The organism is Collinsella sp. LCP21S3_A9 (genome assembly GCF_052118785.1).
Classification (GTDB): Bacteria; Actinomycetota; Coriobacteriia; order Coriobacteriales; family Coriobacteriaceae; genus Collinsella.
Genome location: NZ_JBQKGN010000008.1, coordinates 1 through 19,589 on the forward strand (window position 1 = coordinate 1; position 19,589 = coordinate 19,589).

The following is a 19,589-nucleotide window of genomic DNA, read 5'->3' on the forward strand; positions in this document are numbered from 1 at the left end:
CGCTTCATCGAGGAGCTCGGGGGCTGGATCGGCCGATACAATACGGAGAGGCGCAGCGATGCGCTCGGCGGCCGCACGCCGGCCGAGTTCCGCGCCGCGCTGGGAAGGGCCACGTAACGGTCCAAGAAATCGTCCGCAGTCCCTCGCTCAGACCGGGACGCATTTTCCCGATCGACCCTCTGCGGGAAACTGTATCCCACCTTGAGGGGCAAAACTGGGACGCGGTTTCCGGCCCAGGCATCAAAACGAAGTTGCGATGGAATAGTTCCTGTTTGGGGCTTTAACCAGCAAAAACAGGAACTATTTCACCGCAAGTTATGAGGAACGGGATGGGGCTGGCCCTCTTACTCTTACAGATGGCGCTCCAGGAAGCGGAAGGCTAGGCGAATCCAAGGGCGGACTGCCACCTGCTTGTCCTCGTTGTCGACCGCGGTATTGGCATTGCCGAGCGAAAGGCCGTGACCGCCTTGGTCAAAGACGTGCATCTCGCAAGCGACGCCCTCCTCGGCCATGCGCTGAGCAAACGGATAGACCTGCGCGATCGGCGCCGTTTTGTCATCGGACACGCCCCACACAAAGGTCGGCGGCATCTGGCGCGAAACATGCGTGGTAGGGCAGATATCGGCCAGGTGCTCTTCGGTGGCCTCGCCACCCGTCACCATCGACAGGTAGTCGTTGAGCAAATCGCGCCCCGTCTTGCCACCTGTCTTGGGCACGCGCAAGTCGATGCGCGGGTCGCGCGTCTGCATGTCGCGGACATAGGCAAAGTCGAGCAATGGATATCCCAGCACCACGGCATCGGGACGAATGTCGTCCGGACGCGCCCCGGCAAGTGCCGCGAAGGGACCGGTCTTCCACTGCGTTGCCAGCGAGGCGCAAATCATGCCGCCCGCCGAAAAGCCCACAACGCACACGCGCTTGGGATCGACATGCCACTCGTCGGCATTCGCACGAACCGTGGCGACCATCTTGGCAAGATCTGCCTGGGGGTGCGGAAAGCTCACGTCACCCGTGCCACTCGTGACATAGTTGAGAACAAAGGCCTGGTACCCGTGATCCAAAAAGGCAAACGCCACCGGATCCTGCTCATGCGGGGCGATGTGCGTAAACGCGCCTCCGCCGCAGATGATCACTGCCGGGCGACGACCATTGGGCTTGCCGGGCAGCGGTTCGGCCCCCATATAGGTAAACGTCGCCGGATATTCCTCGGTCGGCTCCTCGCCCCACAGCGCATGGCTCTCGACGATCATATATGCTCCCTTCGCGCGATTCGTGCGCACGTTATGTATCGCCTTCAAGCGTACCCCACTTGGACGCACGGCATCGAAACGTATCCGCAATAAGTTTCCCTTCAACTGATATATCACATAATCCCAGCTCAGGGCCGTCGTTGAGCAGCGTAAAATAGAGACGCTGACCGAGCCGGTAAACACACACGAAACGTTTCCGGCAAAACTACGCGTGCGCCACATGCGCACTTGATACGTTGGAGGCATCTATGGGTCTGCTCGATTCGCTCAAGTCCACGTTCAACTCGTCGGGCGAGGCGTCCGTACCGCCCGCAGCAAGCTTCGCCACCCGCGAAGGCGTCATCTACGCTCCCGTTAACGGTGTGCTCGTCAATCTAAACGAGATTCCCGACGAGACCATCGCCTCGGGTATGCTCGGCCAGGGCTACGGCATCGAGCCCATCACCGGCACCATCTATGCTCCCGCTAACGGCCGCATCGGCGCCACCACCGTCACCAACCACTCTATTGGCATGATCACCGAGGACGGCCTTCGCGTGTTCATCCATGTCGGCCTGGGCACCGTACAAATGAACGGCAAGGGTTTTGCCCGCTTTGTCGAGATGGGCGATGTGGTCAAGGCAGGCCAGCCGCTCATCAGTTTCGACCGCGATGCCATTAAGGCCGCTGGCCACGAGGACATCGTGACCGTCATCATCTCCGAGCTCGATCGTCTTAAGAGCATCGACCATGTCGGCGAGTCTGGAACGCTTATCGGCGGCAACCCGCTCGTCAAGCTGGGCGACCCGCTGCTGGTGGCTAAGACCAAGTAACGAGTCCTGCGCCGTACAGCCAATAGGCAACACGCCAAGCGCCCACGACCATCTGGCCGCGGGCGCTTTTCGTTTGAAAACCGTCCCGTCAATACCTTATCTGTATAGCCCAAATGAGCCGAGCTGCTAGAATATCGAACTATATGGATAACTATCATTCAACCGCTATGGGAGGATATGTGAACCGCACCAAAATCGCGCAGCTCTATGCCGATGCCGAGTCGCTCGGCGGCAAGACCGTCACTGTCGCCGGCTGGGTCAAGTCCGTCCGCGACATGAAGAACTTTGGCTTCGTCACGCTCAACGACGGCAGCTGCTTCCGCGACCTGCAGGTCGTCATGAACCGCGAGACGCTCGGCAACTACGACGAGATCGCCCACCAAAACGTCTCGGCTGCACTCATTTGTACCGGCACCGTCAAGCTGACCCCCGATGCGCCCCAGCCTTTCGAGCTTTCTGCCACCTCCATCGAGGTCGAGGGCACGAGCGCCCCGGACTACCCGCTGCAGAAGAAGCGCGCAACCGTCGAGTTCCTGCGTACCCAGCAGCACCTGCGCCCGCGCACCAACCTGTTCCGCGCCGTGTTCCGCATCCGCTCTGTCGCGGCTGCCGCCATCCACCGCTTCTTCCAGGAGCAGGGCTTTGTCTACGTCAACACCCCCATCATCACCACGAGTGACTGCGAGGGCGCCGGCGAGATGTTCCGCGTGACCACGCTCGACCCCAAAAATCCGCCTCTCACCGCGTCCGGAGAGGTCGACTGGAGCCAGGACTTCTTTGGCAAGCATGCAAGCCTTACCGTGTCCGGCCAGCTCAATGCCGAGAACTTTGCCATGGCCTTTGGCGACGTGTACACCTTTGGCCCCACCTTCCGCGCCGAAAACTCCAACACCACGCGCCACGCCGCCGAGTTTTGGATGATTGAGCCCGAGATGGCCTTTGCCGACCTGAACGACTACATGGATAACGCCGAGGCCATGCTCAAGTACGTTCTTAAGGACGTTATGGCCACTTGCCCCGACGAGCTCAACATGCTCAACAAGTTTGTGGACAAGGGCCTGATCGAGCGCCTGAACCACGTGGCCAACTCCGACTTTGCCCGCGTCACCTACACCGAGGCCGTCGAGATCCTGGAGCAGGCCGTCGCCGCCGGTCACAAGTTTGACTATCCTGTCAGCTGGGGCATTGACCTGCAGACCGAGCACGAGCGCTTCCTGACCGAGGAACACTTTAAGCGCCCGACCTTCGTGACCGACTACCCGGCCGAGATCAAGGCCTTCTACATGCGCATGAACGACGACGGCAAGACCGTCGCCGCCGCCGACTGCCTGGTTCCCGGTATCGGCGAGATTATCGGCGGCTCCCAGCGCGAGGAGCGCCTGGATCTGCTCGAGGCCCGCATCAAGGACCTTGGCATGGCCCCCGAGCAGTACAAGTACTACCTTGACCTGCGCCGCTATGGCTCCTGCAAGCACGCCGGCTATGGTCTGGGCTTCGAGCGTTTGGTCATGTACCTGACGGGCGTGGGCAACATCCGCGACGTCCTTCCGCACCCCCGCACCGTGGGCAACGCCGATTTCTAATCGCCACAGCTCCGTCCCGCGCGTTACAGCGTGTCGCACCAGCGCCTCTCGGCAAGCCGAGGGGCGCTTTTTCAACAGTATCCGTCAAGCTTTTGTCAAGCTTTTGGTCAGCTGATCAGGGCTGTTGAAAACTCGACCCGCCGCTTGCCGACGACTACCGACCACCCAGAGTGCCCTGTGCCCCTAAGCAAACCCCGTGTCCTAGGCTCCGTAGCGTCATCACCCAAAAACGGAAAGGACGTGAACGCAATGGCCAAACCCGCTGTTGAGAACTACGAGGCCACGACCAGGGGTGCTGCTTCCATGGCAGCCTATCGCGCTGTGCGCATCCTGCAACTCTTAAGCGAGCATACCGGTGAGGACAAAGCGCTTCCTCCCGATGAGCTGATCGAGCGCCTCGCCCATCCCGACGACCCCGCTCGCATGCCCATCTCGGCAGCGCGGCGCAGTATCCATACCGCGATTTCCGCCCTGCGACATGCCGGATACGAGATTGAGTACAAGCGCGGCGCGGGTTACCGACTTCTCACCCGACCGCTCTCCGACGAGGAAATCATTCGACTCCATGGCATGGTCATGCGCAACCGCTCCACACCCATCGCGACCAGGAAAAGCATAGCGCGCCATCTGGTCGCCATGGCAAGCGCCGACGTTCGCGGCTATCTCGATACGTCCGAGCCGGCACCAAGCGCAGAAGGCAAACCCGCCAAGACCACGCGACCGCCCGCCAAACGCATCGATACCTGCGAGCTCATCGAGCGGGCCATCGACCACGGAACCACGGTGAGCTTTGACATTTCAAGCGTCACGACACATGACAAGATCGAAGTGACGCGGATGACCGTTCGGCCTTTTGCCATCAAACAGCGAGACGGCGTCTCGTATCTGCTGGGAACGGTCGTCGACGGGCACGGCTCCGACGACACCCTACGCACCGTCGAGGTCGGCCGCATGAGAAACGTTAGCACACGCCTGCTCGACGGCAAGAAGCTCTTTGCCGCGCTGGACGAGGGGGAGCGGCCCGCGCCCGCCGCCTAAGTCTTGCCGTTGCCCGCCAAATCCCCCGCCGTCCATCCGGTTCAGTATTAAAAAACCCGACAGGTTGTTGAAAAAATGGGCATCGGCGCTACTATAGACCCACTTGCACTTTGTTTGAGTGCAGTGTTTCCAGCAATTTCTATACTGGGGGTAATGACATGAACGACATCACCATCAGCCGCAGGAGCCTTCTGGTCTCCGCCGGCCTGCTCGCACTGGCCCCGCTCGCCGGATGCGGCGGCAACTCTGGTTCCGGCTCTGCAGCCGCCGGTTCCGACTACACCATCGGCGTTCTGCAGCTCACTGAGCACTCCGCGCTCGACGCCGCCAACGACGGCTTTGTCAAGGCCATCAAGAAGAGCGGACTCAAGGTCAAGATCGACCAGAAGAACGCCCAGAACGACCAGTCCACGTGTAAGTCCATCGCCGACAAGTTTGTGGGCGACAACGTCAACTTGATCTACGCCATCGCCACGCCTGCCGCACAGGCTGCCGCCGGCGCCACGGCCGATATCCCCATCGTAGGCTGCGCCATCACCGACTACGCCGCCTCCGGCCTGGTCCAGGACAACGACAAGCCCGGCACCAACGTCACCGGCGCCTCCGACCTCACCCCGGTCGCCGAGCAGCTCGAGATGATGCAGAAGGTCCTGCCCGACGTTAAAAAGGTCGGTCTGCTCTACTGCACCGCCGAGTCCAACTCCGACGTCCAGATCAAGGCCGCCAAGAAGGAACTCGACAAGCTGGGCCTGGAGTACACCGATTTCACCGTCTCGAGCTCCAACGAGATCCAGTCTGTCGTCGAGTCTGCCGTAGGCAAGGTCGACGCGCTCTACTCCCCCACTGACAACACTATCGCCGCGGGCGCTTCGCAGGTCGGTCAGATCTGCAAGGAGAACAAGCTTCCCTTTGTGACCGGCGAGGAGGGCATGTGCATGGCCGGCGGCCTGTTCACCCTTTCCATCAACTATGAGGACCTGGGCTACGCCGCGGGCGAGATGGCCGTTAAGATTCTGAAGGGCGAGGCCAAGCCCGAGGATATGCCGATCAAGCACCTCTCGAGCAAGGATCTGGTCGTCGTCAAGAACGACGAGATGGCCGAGGCCCTGGGCATCGACCTTTCCGCTCTAGACGAGTAGCGCCATGCGCGGTAACGCAGCTAGGCACGCGCTTGCGCCATAGCTGTGTTATTCAATATCTGAGTCATTGGGGCGAACGCTAAAGACCGGCGTTCGCCCTGCTTGTTTTTGGTAAAACAAAATGTCCGTCCGCTGCTCTTTTATGCATTGGTACCGCTATTATGGAAAATCACGTGTCCACCCTATCCTAGGAGGTATGAAGCATGCTCATTGCATTGCAGGGCGCCGTTTCGCAGGGTGTCCTCTGGGGCATTATGGTGCTTGGCGTGTTTATCACGTTCCGCCTGCTCGACATCCCCGATATGACCTGCGACGGCAGCTTTGCCCTCGGCGGCTGCGTCTGCGCCGTGCTCATCGTCAACAACAATGCCGACCCGTTGCTCGCCGTTTTGGCCGGCATGTGCGCCGGCGCCATTGCGGGCGCGGTCACGGGCATTCTGACTACCGTCTTTGAGATTCCCGCGATCCTCGCCGGAATCCTCACCCAGATCAGCCTGTGGTCCATCAACCTGCGCATCATGGGCAAATCCAACACGCCTATCCTTGCCAAGGGCACCGTGTTCTCGGCCGTCAGCAATATGACGGGTCTGCCGCAGTCCACCGTTGCCATCATCCTGGGCATCTTGCTCGCCGTGGCTATCGTTGCCATCCTGTATTGGTTCTTTGGCACCGAGATCGGCTCGGCGCTGCGCGCCACCGGCAACAACGAGTACATGATCCGTGCCCTGGGCGTCAACACCAACTCCACTAAGATGATCGCCCTCGTGCTCTCCAACGCCCTCATTGGCCTTTCGGGCGCGCTCATCTGCCAGAGCCAGAAGTACGCCGACATTGGCATGGGCACCGGCGCCATCGTTATCGGTCTCGCCGCCATTGTTATCGGCGAGGTGCTCGGCCGCCTGCTGCCCGGCGGTCTCACGCAGTTTAGCGTCCGTCTTGCCTCCGCCGTCTTTGGCTCCGTGGTGTACTTCCTCATCCGCGCCATCGTGCTGCAGCTGGGCATGGACGCCAACGACATGAAGCTGCTCTCCGCCGTGATTGTCGCCGTGGCCCTATGCGTGCCCGTGGTTTGGGAGCGCTATAAGCTCCGCAGCTCCTACACGAAGGGGGATGAGGCAGATGCTTAAGCTCTCGCACGTCAAGAAGACCTTTAACAAGGGCACCGTCACCGAAAAGCGCGCTCTTACCGGCGTCGACCTTACCCTCAACGATGGCGACTTTGTAACCGTGATTGGCGGCAACGGCGCCGGCAAGTCCACGCTGCTCAACATGATCGCCGGCGTGTATCCGCTCGATTCGGGCGTTATCGAGCTCGACGGCACCGACATCTCGCGTCTGAGCGAGTCGCAGCGTGCCAAGTACCTGGGCCGCGTGTTCCAGGACCCCATGCGCGGCACCGCAGCCGACATGCAAATTGCCGAGAACCTGGCACTCGCCAAGCGTCGCGGCCAGCGTCGCGGCCTTTCGTGGGGCGTCACCAAGGCCGAGAAGGACGAGTACGTCAAGCTGCTCAAACGCCTGGACCTTGGTCTGGACACGCGCCTCAACGCCAAGGTCGGCCTGCTCTCGGGCGGCCAGCGCCAGGCACTCACCCTGCTCATGGCCACGCTCACCAAGCCGCGCCTGCTGCTGCTCGACGAGCATACCGCGGCACTCGACCCCAAGACGGCCTCTAAGGTGCTCAATCTGACCGAGGAAATCGTCGACGAGAACCACCTGACCACGCTCATGGTCACGCATAACATGAACGACGCTATCCGTCTGGGCAATCGCCTGATCATGATGCACGAGGGCCACGTAATCTACGACGTGACGGGCGATGAGAAGAAATCGCTCACCGTGGCCGACTTGCTTCAGAAGTTCGAGGAGGTCTCGGGCGGCGAGCTCGCCAACGACCGCATGCTGCTGAGCTAAACCTACCAAAAAGGGACAGGTTTATTTTGGCAGGTTTTATCTGCGCAGACGTCAAAACCGCCGCAAAGGGACAGACACCTTTGCGGCGGTTTTTGTTAAAGAGTAAGGAGACCGCCATGAAAAGACTCCCCCGCCTTGCGTTAGCTGCCGCGTTGTTTGCCGGCGCACTCACAGGCATCCCAAGCCTCGCTTTCGCGGGGAACCTGCCCGCCGCTATTGACGGCTCCGTGGCCGTCATGCACACCAATGATATCCACGGCAGCTACAAGTACAGCTACAACGCAAGCAAGGGTACCGGCACTGTCGGCTTTGACGGACTGGCAGTTCTCTATAGCGCTCAAGGCAGTGCCCCCGATCTTTTGCTCGATGCGGGCGATACCTTCCACGGGCAATCCTTCGCCACTATGAGCGAGGGCAAAAGCATCGCCGAGCTCATGGACACCTTTTATGCGAACGGCTACGACGCGACCACGCCGGGCAACCACGACTGGAGCTACGGCGCTGACAAGCTCCGCACCATGACCGGCTACAGCACCACCGGCACGCCCTTCGCCATGCTCTGCGCAAACGCGAAGTCTACGAGCGGCGTATGGAGCTCGAGCATCACCAAGACGCTCGACCGTACCTGGGAGGACAGCGAAGATCACTCCACATTCGACTACAAAATCAAGGTCGGCGTCGTGGGTGCCATGGATGAGTCGCTGGGATTCTCACTGCGCGAAGGCCTTGTCCAGGACACGTCGTTCTCGGATGCGGCAGCCGCCATCAATGCCGAGGCTAAGCGACTGCGCGAGGATGAGGGCTGCAACGTTATCGTCTGCATCGCTCACACGCTCAACGCCAAGGCCTTTGCTGCAAAGCTCGTTGGGGTCGATGCACTGGTCGCGGGCCACGAGCACATCAACTTAGACGAAAACGTGACGGGGGCCGACGGCAAGCCGATCCGCGTCGTCGAGGCGGGCAGCGCCTTTGCCGAGGTCGGTCTGCTTTCCATTCCGTACAAGTACGACACGAATGGCACCGTGACGACCGACGATGACACGGTCACGATCCCCGCAGACGACAGCGACGAGAAGCTCTACACCGCCAAGAACGTCAACGACCTTTTGGCAGACCCCGACAAGGGCGCCTTCTACCAGAGTCAACTCGATGAGGTTCGCAATAACAAAATCAAGCCACTCGACGACGCCTTTAAAATCGAGTCGAACAAAGTGATCGGCACATCCGCCACTGACTATTTCTACGGCGAAGACGCCGCGGGTACGCATGGCTGGGAGATGGTGCGCACCACCGATTTGCGTCCCAGCAAAGCGAGCGACACCACCAAGGCCCAGACCATCGGGCATGTGATCTGCGGCTCTTATCTTGCCCTGACGGGGGCAGACCTCGCCATCGAAAACGCGGGCGGCATCCGCGGCGGCATCGCAGCGGGCGATGTGACCGCCGGCAACGTCATCGCCATCTCGCCTTATGGCAACACCGTGGAGACCTGGACCATGACCGGTGCAAACTTCCTCGCAGCGCTTGAGCACTCACTGCAGATCAGCGACGATTGCAATCACAGCTACGAGCTTCAGCAAGCCTACGTGGCAGCCGGCCATACCGAGCAGGAGGCGCAAGACAAGTACAAGTGGCGCGATGACTCTGGCAGCGTTCTCTCCTTTGGCGGCATTAACGTGACGATTGATTGGACGCAGCCCGAAGGCAAGCGCATTGTGAGCGCCACACTCACCAAGGATGGCAGCGCGCTCGACCCCGCCAAGAACTACGCCGTCGCCACCAACAACTACATCATTACCAACACGACCGACTTTCCCACCTTTGCAAAAGCTAAGAAGTGCGCCGAGTGGAGTACATGCGAGGCAGCGCTGAGGGCACTGATCGGGCAGGACGACTGGGAGAACAAGATGGCCTCGCTCGCGGGCACCATCAGCTTTGGCTCCGCCGAGAGCCCCGCACCCCATCCGACCCCAACGCCTGAGCCCTCATCCAAACCCGGCACGATGACCACGCAGATCACCGCCAAGAAGACGGCCGGTAAGCTTGCCGCAACGGGAGACCGTACGCTGACCGTGGTCGGTGCATGCCTCATCGGCGGCGTCATCGTCATCATGCTCGGCATTATCTGGAAGCGCCGCCGCTAAGCTACACCGCCGGGCCTTGCAGCCCCGCCGTACAAACCTTATATCGAGCGCAAAAGCCCGTCCGTTGTGATCGGACGGGCTTTTTGGTGGGTATCATGGTTGAACGATCATGAGGAGGTTTTCCCTACATGGAATTGTTTGAGCCGATTCTTCATTTCTTTGAGCAGCGGTGGGTCCACAACATCATCTGGGCTGGCATCTTGGCGATAGGCACCGCCGTTGCCGCCAAAGTCGTTTCCAAGACGCTGCGTCACCTGCTCAACCGCGACGATAACCCGCTTCCCGCTTCGAGCATCTTCATCAACATTGCGCGCGCCGTCATCTGGATGATTGGCGGCAGTTTTATCCTCGACAACTGCTTTGGCATTAACGCAAACGCGCTCGTCGCCGCTCTTGGCGTCGGCGGCATTGCCATCTCGCTCGGCTTTCAGGACACGCTGTCGAACCTTATCGGCGGCATGCAGGTGACCTTTATGGGCATCATCAAGCCCGGCGACAATATCGAGGTCGGCGGCGTGTCGGGCGTGGTACAGGACATCACCTGGCGCCACACGACCATCGAGGATGCCTACGGGCAGACCATCATTGTGCCCAACTCCAACATCTCCAAGGACACGCTCGTGCATCTGATGCCCTTTGGGCGCGTGGCCGTGCCCGTTGCCGTAAAGGACACGTCTAAATGGGCTTCCCTTGACGCGCTGGCAGACGAGCTGACCAGCGCCACCAAGGCCGCCGTGCTTCCCATCTCGGGCTTTGACCAGGAGCCCTACGTGCTCTTTAGCGAAATCGGCGACTTTGGCATCAAGGGCAAGATCATCTTTATCGTCAGTGACGACAGCACCACACTCACCGCTGCCGACGCCTGCATCCGCGCTATCGCTCCCATCATCGCCTAAAGCACCACAAAGGGGACAGTGAACTGCCTCCCATTTCTTTGACATCGGAAAATGGGAGGTTTTCATTCGTGGTACCATAGTTCATATAGTTGTTTAAACGACTAAGGGAGCAAACTATGGAAGAGGCCTACCGTCAAGCACGCAAGCGCGGCGAGCAAGGACGTCGACGCGCCATTAGCCAAAGCGAGCATCCATACCTTACGGACCTCGACAGTTTGGTTGCCCAGCTCCCCCTAGGTCAGCGAGAGAATGTCGGCCTGCGGGATATTCCGCTCGAAATGGTTGTCGGCACGGTTACCAAGGGCCGTCAGTCCGCCTTTTCATGCAACTTTATGCCCCTGCTGCCGTTTAGCACCGAGTTCGCCCGCAAGTGGTCCAACCTCTACGACATCCAGGTAACCGAGGGCTATCGCGACCCCATCATCGTCACCGAGTTCATGCATAGGTTCTATGTCCAGGAGGGCAACAAGCGCGTCAGTGTCCTCAAATTCCTGGACGCTCCAACGGTTTCGGCCAAGGTCACCCGTCTCTATCCCGGCAAATGGGATTCCGTCGAAAGCCGCCTGTACGGCGAGTTCTGCGCGTTTTGGCGCGTCTGCCCCCTATACGAGATCGAGTTCTCGCGTGAGGGAAGCTACGAAACGCTCGCCAAGATGCTCGGTCAGAACCTTATCGAAAAATGGCCCCAGAAAAAGGTCGATTACCTGCGCCACACCTTCCTACTCTTTAAGCGCGCCTACCTTCGCGCGGGCGGCGACCACCTGGACATTACGCCCGCCGACGCCATGCTCGTCTACCTCAATGTGTACAACCAGGACCGCCTGCTGGATACGCCGACAGATATCGTCGTAAACCGCCTGTGCAAGATCTGGCGCGAACTGGTCATTGCCGGGAAAAGTGACGAGGACAAGGTCGATCTTGTCGAAGCGCCAAACGTCGATGAGGAGGAGTCGCCCGCCAAGTCCACCTCCGGCATGCTCAACTTCTTTATGGGCAAGACCGTCTATTCGGCGGCCAACCCCCTGCGCATCGCCTTTATCCATGAATTCACCTGTGCGACGTCGAGCTGGGATAGCCTGCACGACCAAGGGCGTCAGTATCTCGATGAGCACTTTGGCGGTATCGTGCGCACCGAGGCGTTTGAGGACTGTCACGATCCGGACGTGTTCTACGCCGCCGTGGAAACGGCTGTCAAACATGGAGCAAACGTCATCTTTTCGACCTCGCACCGCCTGATGGAATACACGCTCAGGGCTGCCGTTGAATATCCCCGGGTTCGGTTCCTTAACTGCTCCATCGGCCTTCCCCACCAAAGCGTCCGTTCGTACTTTGGCAAGATGTACGAAGCCAAGTTTCTCCTGGGCGCCCTTGCCGCCAGCATGGCGGACAACCACCGCATCGGTTACCACGCGTCGGTCTTCGCTTCGGGCGCACTCAGCGAGATCAACGCCTTTGCGATTGGCGCCTCGCTGCTCGACCCCCGTGCGCAAATTATCCTAACCTGGGGCGATGTGCCCGCCGGAGGCCTTGCCGAGGCCATGTGCCGCGAAGGCGTGAGCGTCATGACCGGCGCCGATATGTCAAAGTCGCTCGAAGACCCCACGGCCTACGGACTCCACCGCCTGGTCGATGGCAAGGTTGCCGGCATTGCCATGCCGGTATGGAACTGGGGCCGATACTACGAGCTTATCGTGCGAAGTCTACTGCATGGCACCTGGGACGAGACCAGTGACGACAGCCAGGTCCGCGCCGTCAACTACTGGTATGGCATGAGCTCGGGCGTTATCGACATTCGCTACGCTCCGGGCCTGCCCTATCAGACGCGCAAGCTTGTTCAGCTCCTCCGCAATGGCATCGTCGAGGGCTCCATCAATCCATTTGGCGGCGAGCTCCGTAGCCAAGACGGCGTGGTGCAGATTGAGGGCTTTCCCCCACTGCCGAGCACGCAAATCGTCGAGATGGACTGGCTGGCAGACAACGTGGTGGGCACCATTCCGCAGCCCGACGATGAGCCGAAGGTCCGTGCTCTATGAAAATCCTTGCCATAGCCGATACCGAAGAGCGATGCCTGTGGGAGTGCTTTCGCAAGGAACGCTTTGAGGGTGTCGACCTAATTTTGTCCGCTGGCGATCTAGACCCGGACTATCTTGAGTTTTTGGTCACGGTCATCAACAGACCACTCATCTACGTGCGTGGCAATCACGATGACCGCTACGCGCGTCATGCACCGGGCGGCTGCATCTGTGTCGAAGACACCGTGTACGTGTATCGCGGCGTCCGCATTGCGGGGCTTGGCGGCTCCATGCGCTATCGAGATGGCGCTAACATGTACACCGAGCACGAGATGGCCAAGCGCATGCGTAAGCTGTCCCGCAAAGTGAGGATGGTCGGCGGCTGCGACATCTTGCTCACCCATGCGCCCGCCGCCGGCATGGGCGATCTGGACGATCTGCCGCATCGGGGATTCGAATGCTTTAACACAGCGCTCGAGACATGGAATCCCGACTACATGGTGCACGGGCATGTGCACCAATGCTATGTTCGCGACTTTCAACGCGAACGCCAGCACGCATGCGGGACGACGATTATCAACGCCTGCGGCTATACGCAGTTTGAGCTGGACGAGGCGCGCTACCCCATCCGTGGATGGCAGGCAGCCTGGCTCAATTCGCAAACCATGCGCCGCGAGCTCAAGCGCCACGAGGCAATCGAGTCCTCAACCGCCAGAACCCCCTGGTAACCACCACAAAGGGGACAAGCACCTTTGTGGTGGTTCCGGACATCTCGACACTACAGCGCGGCGATGACCTTATCGCCCATCTGGGTCGTGCCGAGGATCTTATCGGCAGGGGTGCTGTCGTCGGCAATGTCGCGGGTACGCCAGCCTTCGTCAAGCACACGCGCCACGGCATTTTCGATCCAAGCAGCCTGCTCACCCATGTCGAGCGCGTACGTGAGCAGCATTGCCGCCGACAGGATCTGCGCGAGCGGGTTAGCGATACCGAGCCCCGCGATGTCGGGCGCGCTGCCGGCGCTCGGCTCAAACAGCGACACGCCATCGCCCAGCGAAGCCGAGGCAAGCATGCCGAGCGATCCGGTAATCTGCGCCGCCTCGTCGGAGAGAATGTCGCCGAACATGTTCTCCGTAACTACGACGTCAAAGTCGACCGGTCGGTTAATGAGCTGCATGGCGGCGTTGTCGACGAGCAGGTCCTCAAGCTCTACATCTGGATACTCCTCGCCATGCACGCGATGCACGGCCTCACGCCACATGCGGCTCGTCTCCAATACATTGCGCTTGTCCACGCTTGTCACCTTGCCGCGGCGCTTGCGAGCTGCCTCAAACGCCTGGCGGGCGATGCGCTCAACTTCGTACTCGCGGTACTCCATTACGTCAACCGCGCGCTGGCCAGCCACACCGTCGGTGCCCGCACCGCCCTCGTCATAAAAGCGCTCGTGCTTGCCAAAGTAAATGCCACCGGTAAGTTCGCGGACGAGAACCATGTCAACGCCCTTGATGACTTCGGGACGAAGCGTCGATGCGCTGGCAAGTGCGTCGTAGATTTTTACGGGGCGAAGGTTGGTATAGAGGCCGAGTTCTTTGCGGATACGCAGCAAGCCTTGCTCGGGGCGCGGGACCGCCGGATCGGTCGAATCCCACTTTGGGCCACCGACGGATGCCAACAGCACGGCGTCCGACGCCTTTGCCGCCGCAAGGGTTTCATCGGGCAGCGGATTGCCGCACCCATCGATCGCCGCGCCACCAATCAGGTGATCCTCAAAGGCAAACTCTACGCCAGCGCGCTTGCCCACGGCAGCCAGCACCTTCTTACCCTCGGCAATAACCTCGGGCCCAATGCCGTCACCAGGAAGACAGCAGATCTTATAGGTCTTCTTCACGTTGCAGCTCCAGCTCTCGCTACTCGGCCCGTTTGCAAACGGATTATCCAGCTTGACCGTCATAATCGCTTACGCCTCCTGAGCCTTTGCCGCGACAATCTTGGCACGCGTGCGCGCAACCAAACCGCCGGCCTCGATAATCTCGGCAATAAATGGCGGGAACGGCTCAGCTGTAAAAGTCTCGCCAGTACGCTCGTTGGTGATGACACCCGCATCGGTATCGACCTTCACGGTATCGCCGGCACAAATCGCATCGACAGCTTCGGGGCACTCCATAATGGGCAGGCCCACGTTAATGGCATTGCGATAGAAGATGCGTGCGAAGCTCTTGGCAATAACACACGACACCCCTGCAGCCTTAATGGCAACCGGGGCATGCTCACGCGAAGAACCGCAACCAAAGTTCTCCTCGGCCACAATGATGTCACCGGGCCTCACGGTAGAGGCAAACGCGGGATCAATATCCTCCATAGCATGCGCCGCCAAGTGCGCATGGTCGGACGAGTTCAGATACCGAGCAGGAATGATGACATCCGTATCAACATCACGACCATACCTAAATACCTTGCCTTCAAAGTTCATATCATTCTCCGTTCAAACATGGAATGCGGGGGATTTGATATTTACTTACTTACTCGGACAGTCCTGCTCGCACGGAGAGCACATTAAGTGCTCTCCGACTCGTGCGGAACTCGACGCAAGCAAATATCAAATCCCTCGTTCGCGTTTCGGCTACAAAAAAGCTAATGGAAAGTTAGCGTTCGCCTTCGGCGAACAAAAAAGTGCCAGGACTGTCCGCAGTAGCGAGCAAAGGTCGAAGGACCCCGTAGCCCCTACAGGTCAGACGGCAAGCATATGTGCCCCGCCACGGCAGAAGCAGCCGCCACGGCCGGCGAGGCCAGATAGACCTCGGACGTGGGGGCGCCCATACGGCCGACAAAGTTGCGGTTGGTCGTAGAAACGCAACGCTCCCCCGCCGCCAAGATGCCCATGTAGCCGCCCAGGCACGGACCGCACGTGGGCGTGGAGAACACACAGTTGGCATCTAGGAAAATGTCGGTCAATCCCTCCTTCATGCACTGGCGGAAGACCGCCTGGGTCGCCGGAATCACGATGCAACGCAGCCCGTCGGCAACCTTATGGCCGCGCATGACTTCGGCCGCAGCACGCATATCCTCGATACGTCCGTTGGTGCACGAGCCGATTACCGCCTGGTCGATCATGATGTGACGGCTCTCGCTCACCGGATGGGTGTTGCTGGGCAGATGCGGCCACGATACACACGGCTTAATGTCGGCCGCGTCAATGGCAATAACCTGGGCATACTCGGCGTCTGGATCGGCGTGATACTCAACGTAATCACGTTCGCAGCGCCCCTTGAGCCAGGCGCGGGCAACATCATCGACCTCGATAATGCCCGCCTTGCCGCCCGCTTCGATCGCCATGTTCGAAATTGTCATGCGACCTTCCATCGACAGGCCCTCGATGGTGCTGCCGGCAAACTCCATGGCCTGGTACAGAGCACCGTCCACGCCGATCATGCCGATAATGTGCAGGATGATGTCCTTGGCGGTGGCGCCGTCCTCAAGCTCGCCATTAATCTCAAAGCGAATCGTCGGCGGAACCTTAAACCATGCGCGCCCCGTGGCAATGCCCACGCCGGCGTCTGTTGAGCCCACGCCGGTCGAAAACGCACCCAAGGCGCCATACGTGCAGGTATGCGAGTCGGCACCGATAATCAGATCGCCCGGGACCACCACGCCGCGCTCGGGCAGCAGGGCATGCTCAATGCCCGCGCAGCCTTGCTCGTAATAGTGCGTCACATGCTGCTCGTGCGCAAAATCTCGCATCTTTTTGGTCTGCTCGGCGCTCTTGATGTCCTTGTTGGGCGCATAGTGATCGGGCACCAGGCAAACGCGGTCGCGATCGAACACCTCGGTGGCACCCAGCTCGCGAAAGACATCGATCGCGATAGGTGCGGTAATATCGTTGGCGAGCACGATGTCCAGGTCGCATTCGACCAGCTGGCCCGGCTTTACCTCGTCCAGGCCTGCGTGTGCCGCCAAAATCTTCTCTGCTACGGTCATGGGACGTGCCATGTGATTCCCCTCTCAAGCGGGCTTTGCCCTGCCGAATATCGTTACTTGCCCGCCTTGGAACGGTTAGTCTGAATCATGCGGTTAATAGCGTTGATGTAAGCCTTGGCCGAGCTCACGATAATGTCGGTATCCGCGCCGCGGCCGGTGTAGATCTTGCCGTCCTCGGCGGTGATGCGCACCGTCACCTCGCCGATGGCGTCGATACCACGCGTAATGGCCTTAACGTTGAACTCCGTCAGCTCGCCATGGGCAGAGATGGCCTTGTCAACCGCTTTGTACGCCGCATCCACCGGACCGGTACCCGTCGAGCAAACCACCCGTGTCGCGCCGTCCTCGTCCGTGATGGTCGCCGTGGCCGTAGGAATAAGCGGGTCGCCGCAGGAAACCTGGAGCGCGTCGAGGGTGTAGATCGCCTTGACCTCGCGCTGGCGCTCCTGAATCATCGACTCCAGGTCCTCGTCAAAGACCTCTTTCTTTTGATCTGCAATCTCCAAGAAGCGCTGGTAGATCGACTCGAATTCCTCATCGCCAAACGTATAACCCAGCTCGGCGAGACGATGGCGCAGTGCCGCATGGCCCGAACGTGCCGAAAGGATAATCTCGGATCCCGCTGCACCCACGTCCTTGGGATCGATAATCTCGTAGGTGTCACGCGCCTTGAGCACGCCATCCTGGTGAATGCCCGAGCTGTGTGCAAACGCATTAGCGCCCACAATGGACTTGTTGGGCTGCACATTAATGCCAGTGATTGAGCTGACGAGCTTAGATGCGCGCGTGAGCTCGGTCGTCACGATATCGGTATGTGCATCCAGATCCTGCTCGTGCATCCTCATGGCCATGACGACCTCCTCGAGCGCCGTGTTGCCCGCGCGCTCGCCCAAGCCGTTGATGGTGCACTCGATCTGCGTCGCGCCATTGCGGACCGCCTCGAGTGCAAGGGCTGTGGCCATGCCCAGATCGTTATGCGTGTGGACCGAAATCGTAACGTCCTCGATTCCGGCCACGCGCTCGCGCAGATCGCGAATACGGGCGCCAAACTCCCAGGGCATGTTATAGCCCGTGGTGTCCGGAATATTCACGACCGTAGCGCCGGCCTTGATCGCTGCCTCGATAATGCGGACCAGGAACTCCTGATCGGAGCGGCCCGCATCCTCGGCATAAAACTCGACATCGTCGACAAACTTACGAGCATGCTTTACAGCGTGAACGGCACGCTCGATAGCCTCGTCTTCGGTCATATGGAGCTTGTCGCGCAAATGGCTGGGACTCACACCCAGACCGGTGTGGATACGGGGCCTCTGAGCCGTCTTGAGGGCTTCTGCGGCCACTTCGATATCCTTATCGACTGCACGGGTGAGACCGCATACCGTGCACCGGTCACCCGCGATCTTGCCAATCTCCTGTACGGAACGATAATCACCGGGGCTCGAAATAGGAAATCCCGCCTCGATCACGTCGACATTCATACGTACCAGCTGGCGTGCAATAACGAGCTTTTCCTCGGTATTCATGCTGGCGCCGGGAGACTGCTCCCCGTCACGAAGCGTTGTGTCAAAGATTGCGATTTTGCGGCTCATGATTTCCTCCTGACAGGCTAAAGATACAGATGGCTTTCAGGAGAGATGGAGTGCCTCAAGATAGAATAATACCCGTGTCGCTCATCACGCCCAAAAGCGGCGGAAGATAGCGCACCCGGGTACAACTAATCGTTATAGCGAAATTACAACCCTAGCGCGCTATCCAATCTAGTAGCGCTAGGCCTAGGAGCTGCTGTTTGTTATAGAACATGTCTGGCTCCTTTCAGCCTCGGGTATTCACTACATTGGGCTAAAGTGTAACACAGGCAAAACGACGCGCAACGGGGATTTTGAACCAAAACCACCACAAAGGCGCCTATCTCCTTCGTGTTGGTTTTGGCCCGAAATAGCAAGGAACCCGGTCCTGCACGAGACAGAACCGGGTTCCTTTAGCCATGCTTGCTTTGCTCAGGCAGTAACTAGAAGTTACTCAGCCAAGAAGTCACGCTGGACAGCGGGATCGACCTTGACGCCAGGGCCCATGGTGGAAGACACAGAGATGGACTTGACGTACTTGCCCTTAGCAGAAGAGGGCTTGACGCGCAGGATCTCGGTGTACAGGGCAGCGTAGTTCTCAACGAGCTGCTGCTCAGAGAAGGACTTCTTGCCCAGGGGCACGTGGCAGATGCCATAACGGTCGGCGCGATACTCAACGCGGCCGGCCTTGAGCTCGGAGACCATCTTGGCGACGTCCATGGTCACGGTGCCGAGCTTGGGGTTCGGCATGAGGCCACGGGGACCAAGGATCTTACCGATGCGGCCAACCTTGGCCATCATGTTCGGCGTAGCGATAGCGGCGTCGAAGTTGATCTCGCCCTTCTGGATCTGGGCGACGAGCTCGTCGGAACCGATGATGTCGGCGCCGGCAGCCTCGGCCTCACGGGCCTTCTCGCCCTCGGCGAAGACGGCAACACGAACGGTCTTGCCGGTGCCGTGGGGCAGGGAGATGGAACCACGGATGTTCTGGTCAGCCTTACGAGTATCGATGCCCAGACGGAAGTGGGCCTCGACGGTCTCGTCGAACTTGGCAGTGTCGAGCTCCTTGATGAGCTTGGCAGCCTGAAGGGGGGTGTAGAGCGTGGCGCGGTCGACCTTCTCGGCAGCGGCGTTATAGCTCTTACCATGCTTAGCCATGTGCATTACCTCCTGTGGTTAAACGGGCGTGAGCCCTCCCACATCGTATCGTGTGCCCTATTGCACACATTTAACGGGCGCCCCGGTCGGAGCACCCGTCGTT

Annotated in this window: 16 protein-coding genes; 10 read left to right on the plus strand and 6 right to left on the minus strand. The window is 59.8% G+C overall.

The window, feature by feature from the left end; all coding sequences use genetic code 11:
• Positions 1 to 350: 350 nt before the first annotated feature.
• Positions 351 to 1,250, minus strand: coding sequence for an alpha/beta hydrolase (locus tag ACTQ05_RS04740; protein ID WP_427793558.1), 900 nt, complete (start codon positions 1,248 to 1,250; stop codon positions 351 to 353).
• Between the two features lie 248 nt (positions 1,251 to 1,498).
• On the opposite strand from ACTQ05_RS04740, the gene ACTQ05_RS04745 reads away from it, so the two are divergent.
• The 10 genes from ACTQ05_RS04745 to ACTQ05_RS04790 all read left to right on the plus strand — a co-directional run bounded on the left by ACTQ05_RS04745 (position 1,499) and on the right by ACTQ05_RS04790 (position 13,516).
• The gene (locus ACTQ05_RS04745) at positions 1,499 to 2,062 is read left to right on the plus strand and encodes a PTS sugar transporter subunit IIA (protein ID WP_154514730.1); all 564 of its coding nucleotides are present in this window, start codon (positions 1,499 to 1,501) and stop codon (positions 2,060 to 2,062) included.
• A gap of 179 nt (positions 2,063 to 2,241) precedes the next feature.
• On the plus strand, positions 2,242 to 3,645 hold the full coding sequence (gene asnS, locus ACTQ05_RS04750) for an asparagine--tRNA ligase (protein WP_427795057.1): 1,404 nt from the start codon (positions 2,242 to 2,244) through the stop codon (positions 3,643 to 3,645).
• Positions 3,646 to 3,894: 249 nt separating this feature from the next.
• Positions 3,895 to 4,683: a hypothetical protein gene (locus tag ACTQ05_RS04755; RefSeq protein ID WP_427793561.1), complete on the plus strand. Its 789-nt coding sequence runs from the start codon at positions 3,895 to 3,897 to the stop codon at positions 4,681 to 4,683.
• Between the two features lie 158 nt (positions 4,684 to 4,841).
• Complete coding sequence (locus ACTQ05_RS04760; protein ID WP_427718396.1) at positions 4,842 to 5,822, plus strand: ABC transporter substrate-binding protein; 981 nt, start codon at positions 4,842 to 4,844, stop codon at positions 5,820 to 5,822.
• A gap of 203 nt (positions 5,823 to 6,025) precedes the next feature.
• A complete protein-coding gene (locus tag ACTQ05_RS04765; protein ID WP_427718394.1) occupies positions 6,026 to 6,949 on the plus strand; it encodes an ABC transporter permease in 924 nt (307 codons plus the stop codon).
• Positions 6,942 to 7,736 carry an ABC transporter ATP-binding protein gene (locus ACTQ05_RS04770; protein WP_441538137.1) on the plus strand — a complete coding sequence of 265 codons (795 nt, stop codon included), beginning with the start codon at positions 6,942 to 6,944 and terminating at the stop codon, positions 7,734 to 7,736. The genes ACTQ05_RS04765 and ACTQ05_RS04770 overlap by 8 nt, the downstream gene beginning before the upstream one ends.
• Positions 7,737 to 7,852: 116 nt before the next feature.
• Positions 7,853 to 9,880 (plus strand): bifunctional metallophosphatase/5'-nucleotidase, encoded by a 2,028-nt coding sequence (locus ACTQ05_RS04775; protein ID WP_441538138.1) that lies wholly within the window; start codon positions 7,853 to 7,855, stop codon positions 9,878 to 9,880.
• A gap of 128 nt (positions 9,881 to 10,008) precedes the next feature.
• Positions 10,009 to 10,776: a mechanosensitive ion channel family protein gene (locus tag ACTQ05_RS04780; RefSeq protein WP_427718391.1), complete on the plus strand. Its 768-nt coding sequence runs from the start codon at positions 10,009 to 10,011 to the stop codon at positions 10,774 to 10,776.
• Between the two features lie 116 nt (positions 10,777 to 10,892).
• Positions 10,893 to 12,809 carry a BMP family ABC transporter substrate-binding protein gene (locus ACTQ05_RS04785; RefSeq protein ID WP_441538140.1) on the plus strand — a complete coding sequence of 639 codons (1,917 nt, stop codon included), beginning with the start codon at positions 10,893 to 10,895 and terminating at the stop codon, positions 12,807 to 12,809.
• Positions 12,806 to 13,516 carry a metallophosphoesterase family protein gene (locus ACTQ05_RS04790; protein ID WP_441538141.1) on the plus strand — a complete coding sequence of 237 codons (711 nt, stop codon included), beginning with the start codon at positions 12,806 to 12,808 and terminating at the stop codon, positions 13,514 to 13,516. The genes ACTQ05_RS04785 and ACTQ05_RS04790 overlap by 4 nt, the downstream gene beginning before the upstream one ends.
• A 50-nt stretch (positions 13,517 to 13,566) precedes the next feature.
• Here ACTQ05_RS04790 and leuB read toward each other — a convergent pair whose 3' ends face one another.
• The 5 genes from leuB to rplA all read right to left on the minus strand — a co-directional run bounded on the left by leuB (position 13,567) and on the right by rplA (position 19,486).
• The gene (gene leuB, locus ACTQ05_RS04795) at positions 13,567 to 14,739 is read right to left on the minus strand and encodes a 3-isopropylmalate dehydrogenase (protein ID WP_441538143.1); all 1,173 of its coding nucleotides are present in this window, start codon (positions 14,737 to 14,739) and stop codon (positions 13,567 to 13,569) included.
• 6 nt (positions 14,740 to 14,745) lie between these two features.
• Complete coding sequence (locus ACTQ05_RS04800; RefSeq protein WP_441538145.1) at positions 14,746 to 15,258, minus strand: 3-isopropylmalate dehydratase small subunit; 513 nt, start codon at positions 15,256 to 15,258, stop codon at positions 14,746 to 14,748.
• Between the two features lie 251 nt (positions 15,259 to 15,509).
• Positions 15,510 to 16,775: a 3-isopropylmalate dehydratase large subunit gene (leuC, locus tag ACTQ05_RS04805; RefSeq protein WP_441538147.1), complete on the minus strand. Its 1,266-nt coding sequence runs from the start codon at positions 16,773 to 16,775 to the stop codon at positions 15,510 to 15,512.
• A gap of 41 nt (positions 16,776 to 16,816) precedes the next feature.
• A complete protein-coding gene (locus ACTQ05_RS04810) occupies positions 16,817 to 18,352 on the minus strand; it encodes a 2-isopropylmalate synthase (protein WP_441538149.1) in 1,536 nt (511 codons plus the stop codon).
• Positions 18,353 to 18,778: 426 nt separating this feature from the next.
• Positions 18,779 to 19,486, minus strand: coding sequence for a 50S ribosomal protein L1 (gene rplA / locus ACTQ05_RS04815; RefSeq protein WP_154514750.1), 708 nt, complete (start codon positions 19,484 to 19,486; stop codon positions 18,779 to 18,781).
• Positions 19,487 to 19,589: the final 103 nt, after the last annotated feature.